Below are 17877 nucleotides of genomic sequence, written 5' to 3'. Positions count from 1 at the left end.
GATATGGGTTTTGCAGACTTACAGGCTTTCCTCGATCGTGGCGGTCCAGTGTTGCTGGTCATTATGCTTGCAACATTCTTCATGTGGGGCCTGATTTTGGAACGCGTGTTCTATTTCAGGTTCGCACATAAGCAGGTAGCCGCCGATGCGATTGCGGAGTGGCGTTCGCGCTCCGACCGGAAATCCACACTCGCGCACTGGGTAAAAGACAAGCTGGTATCCGAAGTCCGTATGAAAGCGGAACAGAATGTCCAGCTGACCAAGGCAATGGTGGCGCTTGCGCCACTGCTCGGCCTGCTGGGCACCGTGACCGGAATGGTTGCAGTGTTCGACATCATGGCGATCACCAGCGGTGCAGACGCAAAGGCCATGTCGGCCGGTGTGTCTCGTGCAACGATCCCCACGATGGCAGGTATGGTCGCCTCGCTCTCAGGCATTCTATTCACGTCCGGTATGGACCGCCGCGTTAACCGCTCGGTCCAGCAGGTCGAAGATGCGATGGAGATTAGCTGATGCGAGGACGTACACACAGAGCACCGGAAGAGGCGAATGTTGACCTCACGCCCATGTTGGACGTGGTCTTCATCCTGCTGATCTTCTTCATCGTGACCTCGACTTTTGCCCAGGAAGAGACGATCGGCCTTGAGCCTCCGCCTCCGCCTTCGCCAGATCAGCAGGACCAGCCGCAAGTTCCGGCTATCCTGATTTATATCGACGAGTCGAACCTGATCACGGTCAATGGCCGCGTCACTGACATCGGATCTGTTCGTGCCAATATTGAGCGCGTGCGGGCCGAGAACCCGGAAAGCCAGGTGGTGATCCAGGCTCATCCGAAGTCGAGAAACGGGGTAATCGTCCTTATCCGGGACGCCGCCTATAACGCTGGCTACACGACAGGGGTTAACCTTGTCCTGTCGCAGACAGAGTAGAGGAGCACCGCATGGCACGCAGAAAACGTCAATCGATGGCCGGCGGTGGAGGAGCTGAGGATGATGTAAACCTCACTCCAATGCTGGATGTGGTCTTCATCCTGCTGATCTTCTTCATTGTTACGGCTCAGTTCATCAAGGAGCCCGGCGTCGACATCGTCCGGCCCGAAGTGGACAACAAGGCAATCGCCAAGCCGCTTGCGATCCTGGTTGCGATCAATGCTGAAAGCCAGATCTACATCGACAAGAAGGAAGTCTCGCCAGATGAGGTGTCCTTTACGCTGAAACAGATGCGTGAAGACAATCCTCGTGGTAAGATTGTCATTCAAGCCGATGTAGCTTCAGAAGCTGAAGTGCTCGTCGACCTCATGGAGACCATCAACAAGCTTGATGGTTCGACCGTGATCGACGTGTCGGCGTCGAGAGAATAGGAGACATTCACATGCTAAATAATCCTTTTCTTCGCCTCTTGATTGCACTCGGTATCGCTATTCCGATCGTGTACGCACTCTTCATGATGATGAGTTATCTCATCAGTGTGAAAGAGGTGAAACTTGATCAGAGCGAACAGCGGGTCCTGTCGGCGATTACGCCACAACAGCAGGATGCCGATGTCCGGGTGCGTCAGCGCTCGAAGCCGAAGCGGATCGATTCCGCACAGAAGCCGCCTCCACCTCCAAAAGTTTCGGCAACCAAGTCTCAGATCAATCTGCCAACGCCCCGTATTGAGGGCGCTGCGCCGACGGATCTGAACCTTGGCCGGATGAACTCTCTGGCAATCGACCCGGTTGCAATTTCTGACCGGGATGCCCAGCCAATCCGTCCGCCAGCCCCGTCTTATCCGCAACGAGCGGCAGAGCGCGGCACGGAAGGTAGCTGTGATGTTCGCTTCGATGTGGATACACGCGGTCGTCCGTACAACATCTCTGCCACTTGCACAGACAGTGTCTTCAAGCGGGAAGCAGAGCGGGCTGTCAGCAAGGTTGAATTTGCTCCGAAGATCATTCGCGGCAAAGCGGCTGAGCGTCGCAACGTGGTATATCCATTGGAATTCAAACTGGCCGACTAAGGCTCGTTCGACGACGAAACTTTAGAAGGGTGCTCCAAGGAGCGCCCTTTTTGATTCCGGATTGTGTCGCCAAAAAGCTTTTGCTTGCCGTTAGGGAATGGTAATGATATAAAGTAACAAAAAGTGGAGGGAGTGAAATGGCAGCCAGTTTGAATTCGAGCACGGGAACCGCGCTAGCCTTCGGCGAAGAAAGGCGTATATGGCTTCCAATCAAATCCGACCCCGGTCGGTTTCTCATGGCCGTCATTCCTGCCGCCGCTGTCACAATTGGCTTGTTCGCAATCATGAACCATTTGATCCATGTGGAGGAAGTGAGGATGGCAACGCCATCCGAGCGCATTTTGGACAAGATCGTATTCGACGCGGACCCGATGGACGATCCGGTGAGACCAGATCGTCCGATATTCGAGCCTATTGAGGCCAAAGCACCTCCCCCTCCACCGAAAGTGACGATGTCATCTTCAGACGTGGGTATGCCGGCCATCGTGGATGTTGGCGCCGTGCCGACGCGCACACCTGTTGGGTCCCTTGGTCCCATCATTACAACATCAAGCCCCGTCGGTGACCGAACCCCTGTGCCCGTCTGGCCTCCATTGCCAGCGTATCCGAGCGCGATGGCCAAACGAAACTTGGAAGGTGATTGCGTCGTCCGCTTCAATCTGACAGCTCGAGGTCTGCCCTTTGATGTTATCGCTGAATGTACGCCCTCAGGTTTCGAATCGGAGGCCCGTCGGTCTGTCTCCAGGGCAGAGTTCCTGCCACAAATCATTGACGGACAAGCACAGGAATCGCGCGGTCTGAGTTACCCGCTCGAATTCCGCCTTAATGAGGAGTGATAATCATTAAAACCCTGTAGTACATCGTTGACGCAACGTGTCGCTTGCACCCATATTCGGCACGAAACGTAACAGATTTACACTCGGACGACGCGCGAGCATAAAAAGCCTTATAAAGCGCGCGGAAGTCCTTGATCCGACCGGTCAATTCCGGTTGAAAGAGCTGAACCCCGCGGTCCCTGCGGACAGGAGAGGAATTATGGGATTTAAAGCTACCCTGAAAGGTGCCGTTCTTGCCGGCATGATGGCAGCATTTGGTGCCGGCGCCGCTATGGCGCAGGCGGCTTGTGAAGAGACTCAGTTTTCATCTAAGACCGGGGAAACCTATCTGAAGGCCGAACAGGCCGCGATGACGAACAAGGACTTCAATGCCGCGGCACAGGCTCTCGGCCAGCTGAAGGCGATGGAGCTCAATTGCTACGAGGAAGGCGCAGTTCTCAAACTGTCCGCCTATATCAACATCGAACGCGGAGATCGTCAGGGCGCCATTCGCGACCTGATGTCGGCGCTCGACAAGGGCTACATCCCGGCGAAAGATGCCGCGCAAACCTATTACAACATTGCCCAGATCTACCTGCAGGATGAGAACGTCGAGAAGTCGCTCGAATACATGCAGAAGTGGCAACAGGCTGGCGGCAAGCCAGACCGCCAGCAGAAATGGCAGCTTGCTGTTCTGTACCAGCGCGTCGATGATTTCCGCACGGCCATCAAATGGACCGAAGAAGTCAAGCGTGATGACGGCAATAACTACAAACAGGAAGTCTATGACCTGCTGATCTATCTCTACAACGCGGTAGACGACAAAGCGAAGCTGGCGGCTGTTCTGGAAGAAGTTCTGGTCCGCAATCCGACAGAGCGGAAGTATTGGGACGCCATTGCCGGCAACTACTTTGCGGCCGATGAAGAGCGCAAAGCCTTTGAAGTGCAGAAAGCCATGTATCTGGCGGGCCTGCTGACGAAGGAAGACGAGATCATGCGGGTTGTGAACTTTTACAACCGCTTCAACGCGCCCTACCACGCCGCTCAAATTCTTGAGAAAGAAATGAATTCTGGTCGGGTGACGAAGTCTCTCAAAAACCTCGAATTGCTTGCGAACCTTTACCAGGTTGCTCGTGAACACGAAAAGGCGATCCCGGTCATCCGCCAGGCAGCTGATGCTGGTGGTGGCGGCGCTATGCTCGAACGTCTCGGCCGGTCCTATGCCGACCTCCAGAAGTGGGAGGAGACAGAAGATGCGCTCCAGCAAGCACTCAAGATGGGCGGCCTCAAGGATCGTGCGACGGCTTATGTGATGATCGGCCAGTCTCGCTACGAGCGGGAAGATCGGTCCGGCGCGCGTGAAGCGTTCCGCCAGGCCGGTAACCGCGCGGGTCGTAGCTGGCTGCAGTTCATGGACTCTGAAGAAGCCACCGCTGATGCGCTGGTCTGTTTTGAAGTCCAGTCAGCTTATCTCAATGTCGAGAACGAAGCGAAGATCTGTAAGCGTCTCGCGGTTCTGGGTGAAGAGAATGTCCCGGAAAACTGCAAGACTGTGCCAGAGCGCCTGAAGGCGGCTCAGGAGAAGTTCAACAACACACCGGAATGCCGCGCACAGCGTTCTTAGTTGTTAGATCGAACCCAATGAAGAACCCCAGCCATCGCGCTGGGGTTTTTTGATTCAGGAATACGCGCTCAGCACGTCATCTACGGCGCGCTCAAGATCCCTGAGGGTCGCGACATGGCTCATGGTCGAGCAATAGGGCCTGTAGCGCGGGATTTCACTGTCACCTGTGCCCCACGCAGCCAGCGGCTCAGGATTTAGCCAGATGGTACGCTTGGCACGTGAGGCGCAGCCTCGGAACAGATCTGTTCGTGGATCGTCATAGTTCGACCGGCCGTCGCCAAGAACGATGATGGTTGTTCGCCGATCGACCAGCGCTTCGTGATCTTTCTTCAAATCAGACCAGGCCTGGCCATAGTCCGTCGACCCCATGCCGGCCACACGGATGATAATATCCATCGCGTGCTCAAAGGGATTGTCTTCCAGAACATCGTCCACCTCGACCAGCTTGTTGGAAAAGGCAAAGGCATGCATGTCCGGAACGACGTCCTTCATGGACCATAACAACAACAGCAAAAAGCGAACATAGCGGGCCACGGAACCGGAAACGTCGCAAATCACGACGATCTTGGGCCGCTCCCGCTTCTTCTGGCGCCACACAACGTTGAATGGCACGCCATCAACGCCAGCATTTGCGCGCATGGTGCGGCGTATGTCGAGCTGGCCACGATTTTTCTTTCGCCGCCGGCGTGAGTGTTTCACAGCAAGCCGCTTGGCGATCCGTGCGACCAGCACTTTCATTCTCGCCATGTCGCTCAACTCAATAGCCGACAGTTTCTTGTTTTCCGCAAATTCATTGCGGAACTGTTCAGTCTCGCCCTTGCCGAAAATATCATAGCTTCGTTGGACTCGCTCGCGCGCGCGCTTTGTCAGTTCACGTCGCATTTCGATCAGGCGTTCAGCTTCAGCTTCGCCTTCCTCGCTGCGCTCATCGAACGCCTGCATCATGCGTTCCTGCAGTTTCTCTCCACCCATCTGTTTGAGCATTTGTTGGGCATAGTAGGCAATTTGCGTCGAAAAGCGGATGTCGTCCGCATCGACGGCATCCGCGGCGCGCTCGAGTGCAGCCGCGATCGCGACCTCATCTCCAGAATCCATCAACTCGACAGGGTCAGGCTGGCCTGAGGGTGAATCCCGTGATGCATCGCCGTCGGAGTCAGACTTGTCCGCACTCGAAAGATTTCGCTTGGCAAAAAAGGAATCGAACAACTCGTCAAACGTAATGGCCTCATCCGGAGATTTGGCCAGCGTGCACCGGAGGGAATCCTTCAGGAGGGTGCGGTCAGCATAGCCCGCGACGGATACAGCGCGTGCCGCGTCCAATGCCTCACCGGTTGATACCCGCACATCTGATGCGCGCAGGGCCCGAATGAAGCTGGTGATCTGACGGTCCATATCAGTTCCGGATCAGCGTGTGATCTGTCCCGCATAGGCAGGTTTGCCATTGGTCGCTTCACGGACAAGTTTTGGTACATCTCCGGACACGGCGGCAATGTCGCTCTCATGCTTGAGCAATACATTCAGCGTGTCCTTAACGAAGCGCTCATCGAGGGCATTTGCGTGGAGCAACAGCAATGTTTTCGCCCAATCGACCGTCTCGGCAATCGAAGGCTGCTTCTTTATGTCCAGGTCTCGCACCGACTGAACGAAGCAGACCATTTGGTTGAGCAAATCTTCCGAAATGCCTTCCACGCGCGCTTGCACAATGCGCTGCTCGCGCTTGTGGTCCGGAAAGCCGATATGAAGGTGCAGGCAGCGCCGCTTCAAGGCGTCTCCCAATTCGCGTACATTATTCGAAGTTAGAATAACTATCGGTGGAACATTGGCCTTGATTGTGCCGATCTCCGGTACGGTTACCTGATAGTCTGAGAGGACTTCGAGCAAAAAGGCTTCAAATTCCTCATCAGACTTGTCGATCTCGTCGACCAGCAGAACGCTGCCCGCGGACTGGCGCATGGCGGTCAGCAGGGGGCGAGCCTCGAGAAACTGTTCTGAAAAGAATAGGTCTTCAAAGGAACCGAGTTTGGCCAGCGAGGATTCGAGCGATTTCTCATCGCCGACGACTTCGTTCAGCTTTTCCTTCAGCAGTTGGGTGTAGAGAAGCTGCTTGCCATACTTCCACTCATACAATGCTTTGCCCTCATCGAGGCCCTCATAGCATTGCAGTCGCAGCAGTGGCACGTCCAACCAGCGCGAAAGCGAAGCGGCGAGATCGGTCTTGCCGACGCCTGCTGGCCCTTCAATCAAAATTGGCTTGCGCAGGCCAAGTGCCAGGAAAACAGCAGTCGAGATCTGCTGGGTCGAAATGTAGCCGACGGATTCGAGGCCAGACGTGATCGCTTCAATCGACGTCATGGGCTCATAGCCGGTGGAGATTGTTTTTGTCATCTCTGAAAGGGGTAGGGGCGCTGGCCGGAGCTGGCAAGATGTATCGCTGGGGTAGGCACTCGGTCATCTACGTAGTGTGCCGGATTATTCCTGCGGTTAATATTGCGTTAGGCTGCGGCCGAAACACAGGAGGTTGATGGTGAGCGACGTACAAAAACTGAAGGTTCGCGAAGCCGTCGGCGTGTTTGAATCCGAGGATGCCCTGCAAGCGGCCATCGACGACCTTCTGTCCCACGGGTTCGATCGAGCCGAGATATCGCTGCTCGCCGCAACAGATAGTGTGGAAAAGAAGCTCGGCCACGCTTACCGAAGGGTTGCTGAAATTGAGGACGATTTTTCCGCGCCCCGGATCGCCTATGTGGCAGAGGAGGATGTTGGCAACGCAGAAGGCGCGGTGATTGGCGGCCTGATCTATATTGGTGCGATTGCAGGCCTCATCCCGGTTGTGGCGTCCGGTGGTGCTATGGCTGCTGCGCTCGCGGCATTGGTTCTCGGCGGCGGAAGCGGCGCCACTATAGGCGTTGTGTTGGCAAAGCTGATTGGAAAAGAGCATGGGGAATATGTTGCCGACCAGATCAAGCACGGTGGCCTGACCCTCTGGGTCCGAACCTGGAATGCGGGGGATGAGCGTCGCGCAGTGCAGATACTGAAGGCTCATTCGGGCAAGGAGGTTCATTTGCATGGCCTTCCAGACCATGGCTATGTTCCAAAGGCGCCGGTGCTTACCGTTCGGGCGAGTGAGCAACAAGATGAAGCGATTATCGACGACGGTAGCGGCGTTTTCTATGTGTCGGGCAAGATATTCCCCGATCGTGCCTCCGCAGAAGCGTATCTCGCGCGACAACGATATCTTGAGAAACTGTACCAATCGAGTCGATCTCTGGACATCGACCTCGACGCGGCAATGCTCGATCCTGCCTCTGTATTCCATTCGGTCGGTGACCTCATGAGGGTGCCCTGTTCCGACGAGGTCAAACTCGAACTGCTGCATCGCTGGGCCTACGATGTGAGGACGCTTGAAGTGGCCGATGATGAAGGCATGACTGGTCCCTCCAAGGCGGATCTCATGCAGGAAATCGAACGTGCCATTTTGAATCTGGAACATGCTTGATTTCCGTTCGGGGAATGTAGGCAAGATGACCCTATAAGCGGACCTGATCCGCATTCTTATGGGGTAGGAAATGAGCATCACCGCGCTGGACAAGGACAAGATCAAGCAGAAGTACCGCGACGAGCGTGACAAGCGGATCAGGTCCGAGGGAAACGCCCAGTACAAGCGACTGGCCGAATTCGAAGACCTGTCCGATGATCCCCATAAGCCCGTGATCGAGCGGGCGCCTGTAACAGATCATGTGAAGTTTGCCTTTATTGGTGGTGGGTTTGCCGGCCTCGTTGTCGGCGCTCGGCTCAAAAAGGCCGGTATTGATGATGTTCGAATTGTTGAAAAAGGCGGTGACTTCGGCGGCACCTGGTATTGGAACCGCTATCCGGGTGCGCAATGTGATACAGCGTCGATGATCTATATGCCCCTGCTCGAAGAGACAGGGCATATGCCCACCGAGAAATACGCCCATGCCCCGGAAATCCGAGACCACTGCAAACGCATCGCGTCGCAGTTCGATCTCTACGACAAGGCGCTATTCCATACCGAAGTAACGGCGCTGGAATGGAATGATGCCGCGAGTCACTGGCTGGTGCGCACCTCTCGCGGCGATGCATTCACGGCAAAATATGTGGGTATGGGGACCGGGCCGCTGCACGTCGCGAAACTGCCCGGCATCCCGGGTATTGAAACGTTTGGCGGAAAGGCGTTTCACACCAGTCGGTGGGACTACGACTATACCGGCGGCGATCCGTCCGGTGCTCATATGGACAAGCTTGCCGACAAGCGGGTCGCACTGATCGGGACGGGCGCCACATCGATCCAGTGCGTACCGCACCTGGCCAAGTCAGCGAAACAATTGCTGGTGTTCCAGCGTACACCATCCTCCGTCGACGTTCGGAACAATGCGCCTATTGACCCGGACTGGTTCAAGGAAGTCGCGGGGCCCGGCTGGCAACAGCGCTGGTACGACAATTTCGTGGAAAACCAGTCGCAGGGCTTGCCGGAGACAGATCTCGTAATGGACGGCTGGACCGAATTATCGCGCCGCATCCGCGAGAAAGTCATGGCGCTTCCCCCGAGTGAGTGGACGCCCCAAAATATGATGGTTGCCTTCGAAGATGCCGACTTTGAAAAGATGGAGGAAATCCGTAGCCGCGTGGATTCCATCGTCGAAGATTCCGAGACCGCAGACAAGTTGAAAGCATGGTACCGTCAACTCTGCAAACGCCCGTGCTTTCACGACTCCTATCTGCAAGCATTCAATGAGCCGGGCACGCAACTCGTCGACACAGACGGGCAGGGAGTTGAGCGCGTAACCGAGACAGGTTTGGTCGCAAATGGTTTGGAGTACGAAGTCGATTGCATCATCTATGCGTCGGGCTTTGAGGTAGGGTCGACCTACACATCGCGCGCTGGCTTTGATCTTGTCGGTCGGGACGGGCAGACACTTTCGGACTGTTGGCGTGACGGTATGCGCACGCTACATGGCAATCAGGTTCACGGGTTTCCAAATGCCTTCATTGTTCAGCCAAGTCAGGCAGCGAACCTGATCTCCAATGTGCCGCACAATATCGTGGACCATGCAAACACGATCTCCGCGATTGTATCGCACACGGAGAAAAATGGATTTTCTGAAGTCGAGCCGACCGAAACAGCTCAGGATGCGTGGGTCGACCTTGTGCTGAGCGGTTCTGGCATGATGATCGGATCCCCCGATTGCACGCCCGGTTACTACAATAATGAAGGCAAGGGTCTGACGGAGCTGAACAAGTATGCGGTTGGGCACCCTGGTGGCCCCCGCGCCTATTTTGCGCATATTTCCGCTTGGCGACAGACTGGTCGGTTTGACGGTGTGGAGTTTCGTTGATGCCAGCGAATGCCGTGAGGGGTTCGACACTGTAAGGGGGACGCGCTAGGGGATTGCCCATGCCTGTCGCCCGGATTCTCTTTCCATTGCCGTTGCCCGAACCATTCGATTATGCGGTTCCGGACGGGCTCGACGTTCAGGAAGGCTCCTATGTCGCGGCGCCGCTCGGCAAGTATGAACGGCTGGGCGTTGTACTGGAGTTATTGCCAGACAGTGCAGGCGAAGGTCGGAAACTGAAAGACGTGAGTGGAGTCTATTCAACGCCACCCATGACGGCTGCCATGCGGGAATTCGTCCAATGGGCTGCGCGTTACACAGTTTCTCATCCGGGACATGTATTGGGTATGGCGCTGCGCTCGCGGGGCGGTCTTGAGCCGTCACCTACGGAGACGGTCTATTACCTGACCGGTGAGTCACCCCCACGTGTCACCGAAGCCCGCACCAAACTGATCGAGGCAGCCGAGCAGCTGGGCGCTCAGACTGCCTCGACGCTTGCCGAGGCGGCGGGCGTGTCGTCTGGCGTCGTGAAGGGACTGGCTGAAGCGGGCGTGTTGCGGGCTCAATCCATGCAGACAGATCTTCCGTTTGATGTGCCATCACCTGACTTGCCAGGCGCTACGCTGACAGACGAACAGTCTGAGGCTGCTGAAGCGTTGAAGCGGGCCGTCAGCGCGCGCGGCTTTTCTACCTTCCTGATTGATGGTGTCACCGGCTCGGGAAAAACCGAAGTCTATTTTGAGGCCATCGCAGAGTCTTTGCGAACGGACCCGGATGCGCAGATACTGGTTCTATTGCCGGAAATTGCTCTGACGCAGGCCATTCTGTCCCGGTTCGAAGTGCGGTTTGGCGCCAAGCCGGCGCCTTGGCATTCCGGCTTGTCCGACAAGGAACGCCGCCGGACGTGGCGGGAAGTGGCGCATGGTCGTGCCCGCATCGTAATCGGGGCGCGATCCGCCCTGTTCCTGCCATTCCATAAGCTGAAACTCATCATCATCGATGAAGAGCATGATGGCAGCTACAAACAGGAAGACGGGGTCACCTATCATGCGCGTGATATGGCGGTGATGCGCGCGAAGCTCGAAGGGGCAATTGTCGTGCTTGCCTCTGCGACGCCCGCGCTTGAGACAGTGGTGAACGCCGAGACAGGCCGGTATCACCGCCTGCAATTGTCCGCGCGTCCGGGTGCTTCACGATTGCCGGATGTTGATCTGGTTGACTTGCGCCGCGCGCCGCCAGAGCGAAATCACTGGCTGTCGCCTCACCTGATACATGCCATGCAGGAAACGCTGGCGGTGGGCGAACAAACTCTCTTGTTTCTCAACCGCCGGGGTTACGCCCCCCTGGTGCTCTGCAAGAGTTGCGGTGAACGTTTAAAGACACCCGGTACAGAGAACTGGCTGACCGAGCACCGTTATACGGGGCGTCTGGTGTGTCATGTGACCGGCTATTCCATTCCCAAGCCAAAGGTCTGCCCCCATTGCGGGGCCGCTGACTCGCTGATGGGGGTTGGGCCGGGCGTCGAGCGCGTGGCCGAAGAGGTCAGAACCCTGCTGCCGGACGCCCGCATCGAAATCTTTTCTTCCGACACTGCACAGGGTGGGGAGGCGACGCGCGGGATCGTGGAGCGAATGGAGCAAGGTGAAATTGATGTCCTGATCGGCACGCAGATCGTGGCCAAGGGACACAATTTCCCAAATCTTACCCTAGTTGGTGTTGTAGATGCTGACAGCGGTATGAAGGGCGGAGACTTGCGCGCTGGTGAGCGGACCTACCAATTGCTCAGCCAGGTTGCGGGCAGGGCAGGGCGGGCCGAGCGCCCCGGGCGCGCACTGGTTCAGACTTATGCGCCCGACAATCCTGCCATGATGGCGCTGGCCGACAATAACCGTGACGGATTTTTGCAGATCGAGCGGGAAGTTCGCGCGGAACTTGGCCTCCCGCCATTTGGACGACTCGCCGCAATGATTCTGTCTGCGCCGTCTGCGCAGCAAGTGGATGAAATCGCGCTGCAAATCATACAGCAAGCGCCCAATGGTGAGGGCGTTGAGGTTTTCGGGCCAGCGCCCGCTCCAATCGCCGTGCTCAGGGGCCGTCACCGTCGGCGCTTTCTCGTGAAATCGCCCAAGAACATTGACCTTTCAGCCTATATGGCAGCATGGATCGCTCGGTTGAGGCTGCCAAATGCGGTGAGGATGTCAGTCGACATTGATCCATACTCTTTCCTGTAAGCCCATGGTTTTGCAGTGAATGCCATTTCGCCGCATACATTGCGTCTTTGGCTCTGTTGTCAGGCTGAAAGACTGATGCTAAGCGGCGCACAGTTTGTATGGGCGCGTGCCGAAGGGTGCTGTGCCTTGCTTTGTATTTCCGGTCGATTTGGCCGACTCAACCACGGACGACAGAACCTTGGCTGCATCTAAAGTGACACAAGCGAGCGAAGCTGCCCGGCGCTATGCCAGCGCTCTGTTCGACCTTGCTCAGGACAAGGGTGAGCTCGCCAGTGTCCACAAGGATTTTCAGGCTTTTGCAAAGCTCCCGGGAGAGGCTAAAGACCTCGCCACACTGATGGCGTCTCCGGCCTTTTCTGCAGATGAAAAAGTTTCTGGCCTGTCGGCAATCATGAAAAAGGCCGGCTTCTCCGGACTTCTCGTGAATTTCGTGGGCGTAATGGCACGCAATGGCCGTTCTCAGGATATTCTGGGTGCCCAAATCGCCTTTGACGAATTGTATGCGAAACAGCGCGGCGTGAAGCGCGCCGTTGTTCGAACCGCAAAGGAAATGTCTGGTGCCGAGCGCCAGCGTATCGAATCTATCCTCGCAAAGGCCGTTGGCGGCGAGGTCGAATTGTCCAGTGAGGTTGATCCCTCGCTGATCGGCGGCATTCAGCTGCGCATCGGCTCTCAGCTCGTTGACGCAAGCCTTGCTGCCAAACTTGATCGCATGAACACCGCCATGAAGGGAGCATGAGTAGCTCGATGGACATCTCACCAGCAGAAATTTCGGGCATCCTGAAATCGCAGATCGAAAACTTCGGCGTTGAAGCTGAAGTTTCCGATGTCGGTCAGGTTCTGTCAGTTGGCGACGGTATCGCCCGCATCTACGGTCTCGACAGCGTACAGGCTGGCGAAATGGTTGAATTCGACGGCGGCATCAAAGGCATGGCGCTGAACCTTGAGAGCGACAATGTCGGCGTCGTGATTTTCGGCGACGACCGTTCGATCAAGGAAGGCGACACCGTTAAACGTCTCGACGAGATCGTGGCCGCGCCAGTGGGCAAAGGTCTGCTCGGTCGCGTCGTGAACCCGCTGGGCGAGCCGATCGACGGCAAGGGCCCGCTGACGGACGTTGCTGAGCGCGCACGTGTTGATGTGAAGGCTCCTGGCATTATCCCGCGCAAATCCGTTCACGAGCCCATGATGACGGGTATCAAGGCTATTGACGCCATGATCCCGGTTGGCCGCGGTCAGCGCGAACTCGTTATTGGTGACCGCCAGACCGGCAAGACCGCCGTGTGCATCGACACCATCCTGAACCAGAAGCCGACCAATGATGCCGCCAAGAGCGACAGTGAAAAGCTGTTCTGCGTTTATGTCGCCATCGGTCAGAAGCGTTCTACCGTGGCTCAAGTCGTCAAGACACTCGAAGAGCGCGGTGCCCTCGACTATACAATCGTCGTATCCGCGACGGCTTCCGAGCCGGCTCCACTCCAGTACCTCGCACCGTTCACCGGCTGCGCCATGGGCGAGTGGTTCCGCGATAACGGCATGCATGCCCTGATTATCTATGATGACCTCTCCAAGCAGGCTGTCGCGTATCGCCAGATGTCCCTGCTGCTGCGTCGTCCTCCAGGCCGCGAAGCCTATCCGGGTGACGTGTTCTATCTCCACAGCCGTCTGCTTGAGCGCGCCGCCAAAATGGGTGATGCGGCTGGTAACGGTTCGCTGACGGCCCTGCCGATCATTGAAACTCAGGCCAACGACGTGTCGGCCTACATCCCGACGAACGTGATCTCGATCACCGACGGCCAGATCTTCCTCGAAACGGACCTGTTCTACCAGGGTATCCGCCCGGCCGTGAACGTCGGTCTCTCAGTGTCTCGCGTGGGTTCGGCTGCTCAGACCAAGGCGATGAAGAAAGTCGCCGGTTCGATGAAGGGTGAACTCGCCCAGTATCGCGAAATGGCCGCCTTTGCGAAATTCGGCTCTGACCTCGATGCCGCAACCCAGCGCCTGCTGAACCGTGGTGCGCGCCTGACTGAACTCCTGAAGCAGCCACAATACTCGCCGTTGCTGATGGAAGAGCAGGTCTTCGTGATCTATGCCGGTACACGCGGTTATCTTGACAAGGTCGAACTGAAAGACGTCACCCGGTACGAGAAGGAACTTTTGGCTCACATTCGCGGCGCCAAGACGGATCTCTTGTCGAAAATTCGTGAGGAGAAGGCTCTCACGGACGATATCGAAGCCGGTATCAAAAAGACGCTCGACGACTTCACGGCGAAATTCGCCTGATATCACCCGCAGATTGAGAACGAAGAACCAGAAGGCCTGACATGCCCAGCTTGAAGGACCTCAAGAACCGGATCAGCAGCGTGAAATCCACGCGGAAGATCACGAAGGCCATGCAGATGGTCGCGGCAGCGAAGCTGAAGCGGGCGCAAGAAGCCGCGACAGCCGCGCGGCCCTATGCCGAACGCATGGCCTCGGTTCTGGCCAACCTCTCAGCTTCGGCTGGTGCGGGCGGACCGAAACTCCTGACCGGAACCGGTGAAGACAAGACCCACTTGATCGTCGTCCTGACGGCGGAACGCGGCCTTGCCGGCGGCTTCAACACCTATGTTGTAAAACTCGCCAAGCAAAAAATTGGTGAGTTGCGCGCCGAGGGCAAAACCGTGAAAATTCTCACGGTTGGCAAGAAGGGCCGTGAACAGCTGTCCCGCGAATATGGTGATCTCATCGTCAACCATATTGATTTGTCCGGCGTTAAGGGCGGTGACTTCTCGGAGTCCGCTATCAGCTTGGGAAAATTGTTGACCCACGAATTTGAAGCAGGTGAGTTCGACGTCGCCACGTTGATCTATTCCCAGTTTGTAAATGTGCTCAGCCAGCTTCCGACCGCTCAACAACTGATCCCGGCCTCTGCGCCAGAGGATGCGGAGACGGTCGACCTCGGCAACGCGCTCTACATCTATGAGCCATCCGAAGAAGCCATTCTTGAGACGCTGTTGCCGCGCTACATCAACACCCAGATCCTGTCTGCGATTCTGGAAAGCGCTGCCGGCGAGCAAGCAAGCCGCATGACCGCGATGGACAATGCCACCAACAATGCTGGCGAGATGATCGACTCTCTGTCGCTGCAATATAACCGTGCCCGTCAGGCCCAGATCACCAAGGAGCTGATCGAGATCATCTCCGGTGCCGAGGCGCTGTAAATGGCCCAGACTGTATCCATATACCCGCTCCAAAGGAGACGACCCGCATGAGCACTCCCGCAAACGCTAAAGGCCGCGTGTCCCAGGTTATCGGTGCTGTTGTCGACGTCGAATTCGACGGCGAACTGCCCGCCATCCTCAACGCGCTCGAAACCGACAATAATGGCAACCGCCTGCTGCTAGAGGTTGCTCAGCACCTCGGCCAGAACACGGTCCGCACCATCGCCATGGACTCCTCTGAGGGGCTCGTGCGCGGTCAGGCTGTCGCCGATACCGGCGCTCCGATCATGGTTCCTGTCGGCCCGGCCACGCTCGGTCGCATCATGAACGTGATCGGTGAGCCGATCGACGAACGCGGTGCGGTGGATACAGAGATGCGCCGCTCGATCCACGCAGAAGCGCCAGAATTCGTCGACCAGTCGACCGAATCTGAAGTGCTCGTCACAGGTATCAAGGTCGTCGACCTGCTTTGCCCCTACGTGAAGGGCGGCAAGATCGGCCTGTTCGGTGGTGCTGGTGTGGGCAAGACCGTTCTGATCATGGAATTGATCAACAACATTGCGAAACTGTTCGGTGGTTATTCCGTGTTCGCGGGTGTTGGTGAGCGGACCCGCGAAGGGAACGACCTCTATCACGAGATGATCGAATCCAAGGTTATCAACCTCGAAGGCGAAAGCCGCATCTCACTGGTCTATGGCCAGATGAACGAGCCTCCAGGTGCTCGTGCGCGTGTTGCTCTCACCGGCTTGGCCCAGGCCGAGTACTTCCGCGATGAAGAGGGCAAGGACGTTTTGTTCTTCGTCGATAACATCTTCCGCTTCACGCAGGCGGGCGCCGAGGTGTCCGCACTTCTGGGGCGCATTCCTTCCGCTGTGGGGTATCAGCCAACGCTGGCCACCGACATGGGTGGCCTTCAGGAGCGTATTGCTTCAACGAACAAAGGATCCATCACTTCGGTTCAAGCTGTGTACGTGCCGGCCGATGACCTTACAGACCCTGCGCCAGCAACCTCTTTTGCCCACCTCGACGCTCAGACGGTTCTCAACCGTTCGATCGCTGAAAAAGGCATTTACCCAGCTGTGGATCCACTGGACTCCTCCAGCCGTATTCTCGACCCAAGAATTGTCGGCGAAGAGCATTACAGCGTCGCGCGTGGCGTGCAGGAAATCCTGCAGCGCTACAAGGAACTGCAGGACATCATCGCGATCCTCGGAATGGACGAGCTGTCGGAAGAAGACAAACTGGCCGTGGCACGTGCCCGCAAGGTTGAGCGCTTCCTGTCCCAGCCATTCGACGTGGCCGAAGTCTTCACCGGCTCCCCTGGTGTTCAGGTGAAACTGGAAGACACCATCACGGCATTCAAAGGCCTCATCGCCGGTGAATACGATCATCTTCCAGAGCAGGCCTTCTACATGGTTGGCAATATCGATGAGGCGAAAGCCAAAGCTGAAAAGATGCTGGCTGACGCCTAAGCGACAACGGACAGGGACGAATGGCCAACAAACTCCACTTCTCACTCGTATCTCCCGCCAGAGAACTTTTCTCCGGCGAGGTGGATCACGTGATTGCCCCCGGCTCGGAAGGTGAGTTCGGTGTGCTCGCAAACCATGCTCCGTTCATGACCACGCTCAAGAACGGTGTTGTTCGTGTTCTGGAAGGCGACACCGTCAAGATGCGCATCTTTGTGCGTGGCGGTTTTGCCGATGTGACGGCCGAAGGCCTGACCATCCTGGCGGAAGAAGCCCGTATGCTGGATAAGCTGAAAGTTGAGGATGTCCAGAAGGAGCTCGACGAGACTCTTCTGAAAATCCAGTCACTGGACAAGGGCGACACCGCCAAGCTCGCATTGCAAGAGCACTACGATTATCTCGAAAGCCTCAAGGCGGCGATGGTTCACTAACCGAACCGACAGTTAGGCAAACAGGAACGCCGCCCTTTCGGGGCGGCGTTCTGCGTTTTGGGAGTGGTAGATCGTCTGATCAGCCCTGGGCTGAGCGTTCTTCCGGTAACTGCGTTGCTGCGTGTTGGAGAAACTTTGCCAGCTTTTCAGCAGTCTCGGCCCCTTGGACGGCGATACGCCGATGCGCGATGTAGGTCGGCACACCACTTATACCCATTTGCTGGAAGAGGGCTTCTTCGTTGCGGACATTCTCGACGTCGGCATCGGTGGGCATTAATTCAGCGACGATGGACGGGTCGAGATTGATCTCACGCGCAATGTCGACAAGTACCTCGGTCTCTCCGATGTCACGTCCGTCGGAGAAGTAAGCCTTGAACAGGGCTTCCTTGGCTTCAGCACCCTTCTGCTGGCCCTGTGCCCAGCGCACGAGGCGATGCGCGTTGAAACTGTTCGGGCGGCGTGTGATCCGGTCAAACTGGTACGGGATGCCTTCTTCCTGTCCGTACTGGATCAGGGCGTCACGCATTGTGTTGGCGCGATCCTTTCCGGAATCAGAGCCGAACTTTTCCTTCATATGCGCCTTGTAGTCGACGCCTTCGACAGGAATTGTCGGGTCCAGTTCAAAAGGACGGAAGATCAGTTCCACACCCAGTTCCGGGACCAGTTTAATTGCGTCGTCCATCCTGCGCTTGCCAAGCCAACACCAGGGGCAAACCAGGTCCGATACCATTTCGATTACAAGTGTCATGAGC

The 17877-nt window shown here is 56.8% G+C and carries 17 protein-coding genes; 14 read left to right on the top strand and 3 right to left on the bottom strand.

Going from position 1 to position 17877, the window contains the following annotated elements:
* Positions 1-3: 3 nt before the first annotated feature.
* The 6 genes from L53_RS12025 to L53_RS12000 all read left to right on the top strand — a co-directional run bounded on the left by L53_RS12025 (position 4) and on the right by L53_RS12000 (position 4437).
* Positions 4-513 (top strand): MotA/TolQ/ExbB proton channel family protein, encoded by a 510-nt coding sequence (locus L53_RS12025; RefSeq protein WP_027838575.1) that lies wholly within the window; start codon positions 4-6, stop codon positions 511-513.
* Positions 513-929: a biopolymer transporter ExbD gene (locus tag L53_RS12020; protein ID WP_034815654.1), complete on the top strand. Its 417-nt coding sequence runs from the start codon at positions 513-515 to the stop codon at positions 927-929. Before L53_RS12025 ends, L53_RS12020 begins: the two co-directional genes overlap by 1 nt.
* An 11-nt stretch (positions 930-940) precedes the next feature.
* Positions 941-1360 (top strand): biopolymer transporter ExbD, encoded by a 420-nt coding sequence (locus L53_RS12015; protein WP_034815652.1) that lies wholly within the window; start codon positions 941-943, stop codon positions 1358-1360.
* Between the two features lie 11 nt (positions 1361-1371).
* Positions 1372-1998 (top strand): energy transducer TonB, encoded by a 627-nt coding sequence (locus tag L53_RS12010; RefSeq protein WP_034815649.1) that lies wholly within the window; start codon positions 1372-1374, stop codon positions 1996-1998.
* Between the two features lie 317 nt (positions 1999-2315).
* Positions 2316-2834, top strand: coding sequence for a TonB family protein (locus L53_RS12005; protein ID WP_198019806.1), 519 nt, complete (start codon positions 2316-2318; stop codon positions 2832-2834).
* A 199-nt stretch (positions 2835-3033) separates the two neighbouring features.
* Positions 3034-4437, top strand: a complete 1404-nt coding sequence (locus L53_RS12000) for a tetratricopeptide repeat protein (RefSeq protein WP_034815645.1) — start codon at positions 3034-3036, stop codon at positions 4435-4437.
* Between the two features lie 54 nt (positions 4438-4491).
* Here L53_RS12000 and L53_RS11995 read toward each other — a convergent pair whose 3' ends face one another.
* Positions 4492-5829, bottom strand: a complete 1338-nt coding sequence (locus L53_RS11995) for a VWA domain-containing protein (RefSeq protein ID WP_034815642.1) — start codon at positions 5827-5829, stop codon at positions 4492-4494.
* A gap of 12 nt (positions 5830-5841) precedes the next feature.
* On the bottom strand, positions 5842-6822 hold the full coding sequence (locus L53_RS11990) for a MoxR family ATPase (protein WP_051607891.1): 981 nt from the start codon (positions 6820-6822) through the stop codon (positions 5842-5844).
* Between the two features lie 139 nt (positions 6823-6961).
* Here L53_RS11990 and L53_RS17390 point away from each other — a divergent pair, with 139 nt between their 5' ends.
* The 8 genes from L53_RS17390 to L53_RS11950 all read left to right on the top strand — a co-directional run bounded on the left by L53_RS17390 (position 6962) and on the right by L53_RS11950 (position 17125).
* The gene (locus L53_RS17390; protein ID WP_198019805.1) at positions 6962-7933 is read left to right on the top strand and encodes a hypothetical protein; all 972 of its coding nucleotides are present in this window, start codon (positions 6962-6964) and stop codon (positions 7931-7933) included.
* 70 nt (positions 7934-8003) lie between these two features.
* The gene (locus tag L53_RS11980; protein ID WP_034815640.1) at positions 8004-9794 is read left to right on the top strand and encodes an NAD(P)/FAD-dependent oxidoreductase; all 1791 of its coding nucleotides are present in this window, start codon (positions 8004-8006) and stop codon (positions 9792-9794) included.
* A 59-nt stretch (positions 9795-9853) separates the two neighbouring features.
* Positions 9854-12022, top strand: a complete 2169-nt coding sequence (locus L53_RS11975) for a primosomal protein N' (RefSeq protein WP_034815637.1) — start codon at positions 9854-9856, stop codon at positions 12020-12022.
* A gap of 178 nt (positions 12023-12200) precedes the next feature.
* On the top strand, positions 12201-12761 hold the full coding sequence (atpH, locus tag L53_RS11970; RefSeq protein WP_034815795.1) for an ATP synthase F1 subunit delta: 561 nt from the start codon (positions 12201-12203) through the stop codon (positions 12759-12761).
* An 8-nt stretch (positions 12762-12769) separates the two neighbouring features.
* On the top strand, positions 12770-14305 hold the full coding sequence (atpA, locus tag L53_RS11965) for a F0F1 ATP synthase subunit alpha (protein WP_034815635.1): 1536 nt from the start codon (positions 12770-12772) through the stop codon (positions 14303-14305).
* Positions 14306-14346: 41 nt separating this feature from the next.
* A complete protein-coding gene (locus L53_RS11960) occupies positions 14347-15225 on the top strand; it encodes a F0F1 ATP synthase subunit gamma (RefSeq protein ID WP_034815633.1) in 879 nt (292 codons plus the stop codon).
* A 47-nt stretch (positions 15226-15272) separates the two neighbouring features.
* The gene (atpD, locus tag L53_RS11955) at positions 15273-16697 is read left to right on the top strand and encodes a F0F1 ATP synthase subunit beta (RefSeq protein ID WP_034815631.1); all 1425 of its coding nucleotides are present in this window, start codon (positions 15273-15275) and stop codon (positions 16695-16697) included.
* Between the two features lie 20 nt (positions 16698-16717).
* Positions 16718-17125, top strand: coding sequence for a F0F1 ATP synthase subunit epsilon (locus L53_RS11950; protein ID WP_034815629.1), 408 nt, complete (start codon positions 16718-16720; stop codon positions 17123-17125).
* Positions 17126-17204: 79 nt separating this feature from the next.
* Here L53_RS11950 and L53_RS11945 read toward each other — a convergent pair whose 3' ends face one another.
* Positions 17205-17873, bottom strand: a complete 669-nt coding sequence (locus tag L53_RS11945; RefSeq protein ID WP_034815627.1) for a DsbA family oxidoreductase — start codon at positions 17871-17873, stop codon at positions 17205-17207.
* Positions 17874-17877: the final 4 nt, after the last annotated feature.

Origin of the sequence: Hyphomonas sp. L-53-1-40, from assembly GCF_000682775.1 — a bacterium.
Classification (GTDB): Bacteria; Pseudomonadota; Alphaproteobacteria; order Caulobacterales; family Hyphomonadaceae; genus Hyphomonas.
Note: the sequence above shows the minus strand (reverse complement) of the source record. Positions and strands in the feature narration are given on the sequence as shown.

Excerpts from the sequence above, each read along its gene's own strand:
- L53_RS11950 (WP_034815629.1), top strand. The coding sequence starts at position 16,718 with ATGGCCAACAAACTCCACTTCTCACTCGTATCTCCCGCCAGAGAACTT.
- L53_RS11990 (WP_051607891.1), bottom strand. The coding sequence starts at position 6,822 with ATGACAAAAACAATCTCCACCGGCTATGAGCCCATGACGTCGATTGAA.
- L53_RS12000 (WP_034815645.1), top strand. The coding sequence starts at position 3,034 with ATGGGATTTAAAGCTACCCTGAAAGGTGCCGTTCTTGCCGGCATGATG.
- L53_RS11945 (WP_034815627.1), bottom strand. The coding sequence starts at position 17,873 with ATGACACTTGTAATCGAAATGGTATCGGACCTGGTTTGCCCCTGGTGT.
- L53_RS11975 (WP_034815637.1), top strand. The coding sequence starts at position 9,854 with ATGCCTGTCGCCCGGATTCTCTTTCCATTGCCGTTGCCCGAACCATTC.
- L53_RS11980 (WP_034815640.1), top strand. The coding sequence starts at position 8,004 with ATGAGCATCACCGCGCTGGACAAGGACAAGATCAAGCAGAAGTACCGC.
- L53_RS12015 (WP_034815652.1), top strand. The coding sequence starts at position 941 with ATGGCACGCAGAAAACGTCAATCGATGGCCGGCGGTGGAGGAGCTGAG.
- atpA (WP_034815635.1), top strand. The coding sequence starts at position 12,770 with ATGGACATCTCACCAGCAGAAATTTCGGGCATCCTGAAATCGCAGATC.
- L53_RS12010 (WP_034815649.1), top strand. The coding sequence starts at position 1,372 with ATGCTAAATAATCCTTTTCTTCGCCTCTTGATTGCACTCGGTATCGCT.
- L53_RS11960 (WP_034815633.1), top strand. The coding sequence starts at position 14,347 with ATGCCCAGCTTGAAGGACCTCAAGAACCGGATCAGCAGCGTGAAATCC.
- L53_RS12020 (WP_034815654.1), top strand. The coding sequence starts at position 513 with ATGCGAGGACGTACACACAGAGCACCGGAAGAGGCGAATGTTGACCTC.
- L53_RS11995 (WP_034815642.1), bottom strand. The coding sequence starts at position 5,829 with ATGGACCGTCAGATCACCAGCTTCATTCGGGCCCTGCGCGCATCAGAT.
- L53_RS12005 (WP_198019806.1), top strand. The coding sequence starts at position 2,316 with ATGGCAACGCCATCCGAGCGCATTTTGGACAAGATCGTATTCGACGCG.
- L53_RS12025 (WP_027838575.1), top strand. The coding sequence starts at position 4 with ATGGGTTTTGCAGACTTACAGGCTTTCCTCGATCGTGGCGGTCCAGTG.
- atpD (WP_034815631.1), top strand. The coding sequence starts at position 15,273 with ATGAGCACTCCCGCAAACGCTAAAGGCCGCGTGTCCCAGGTTATCGGT.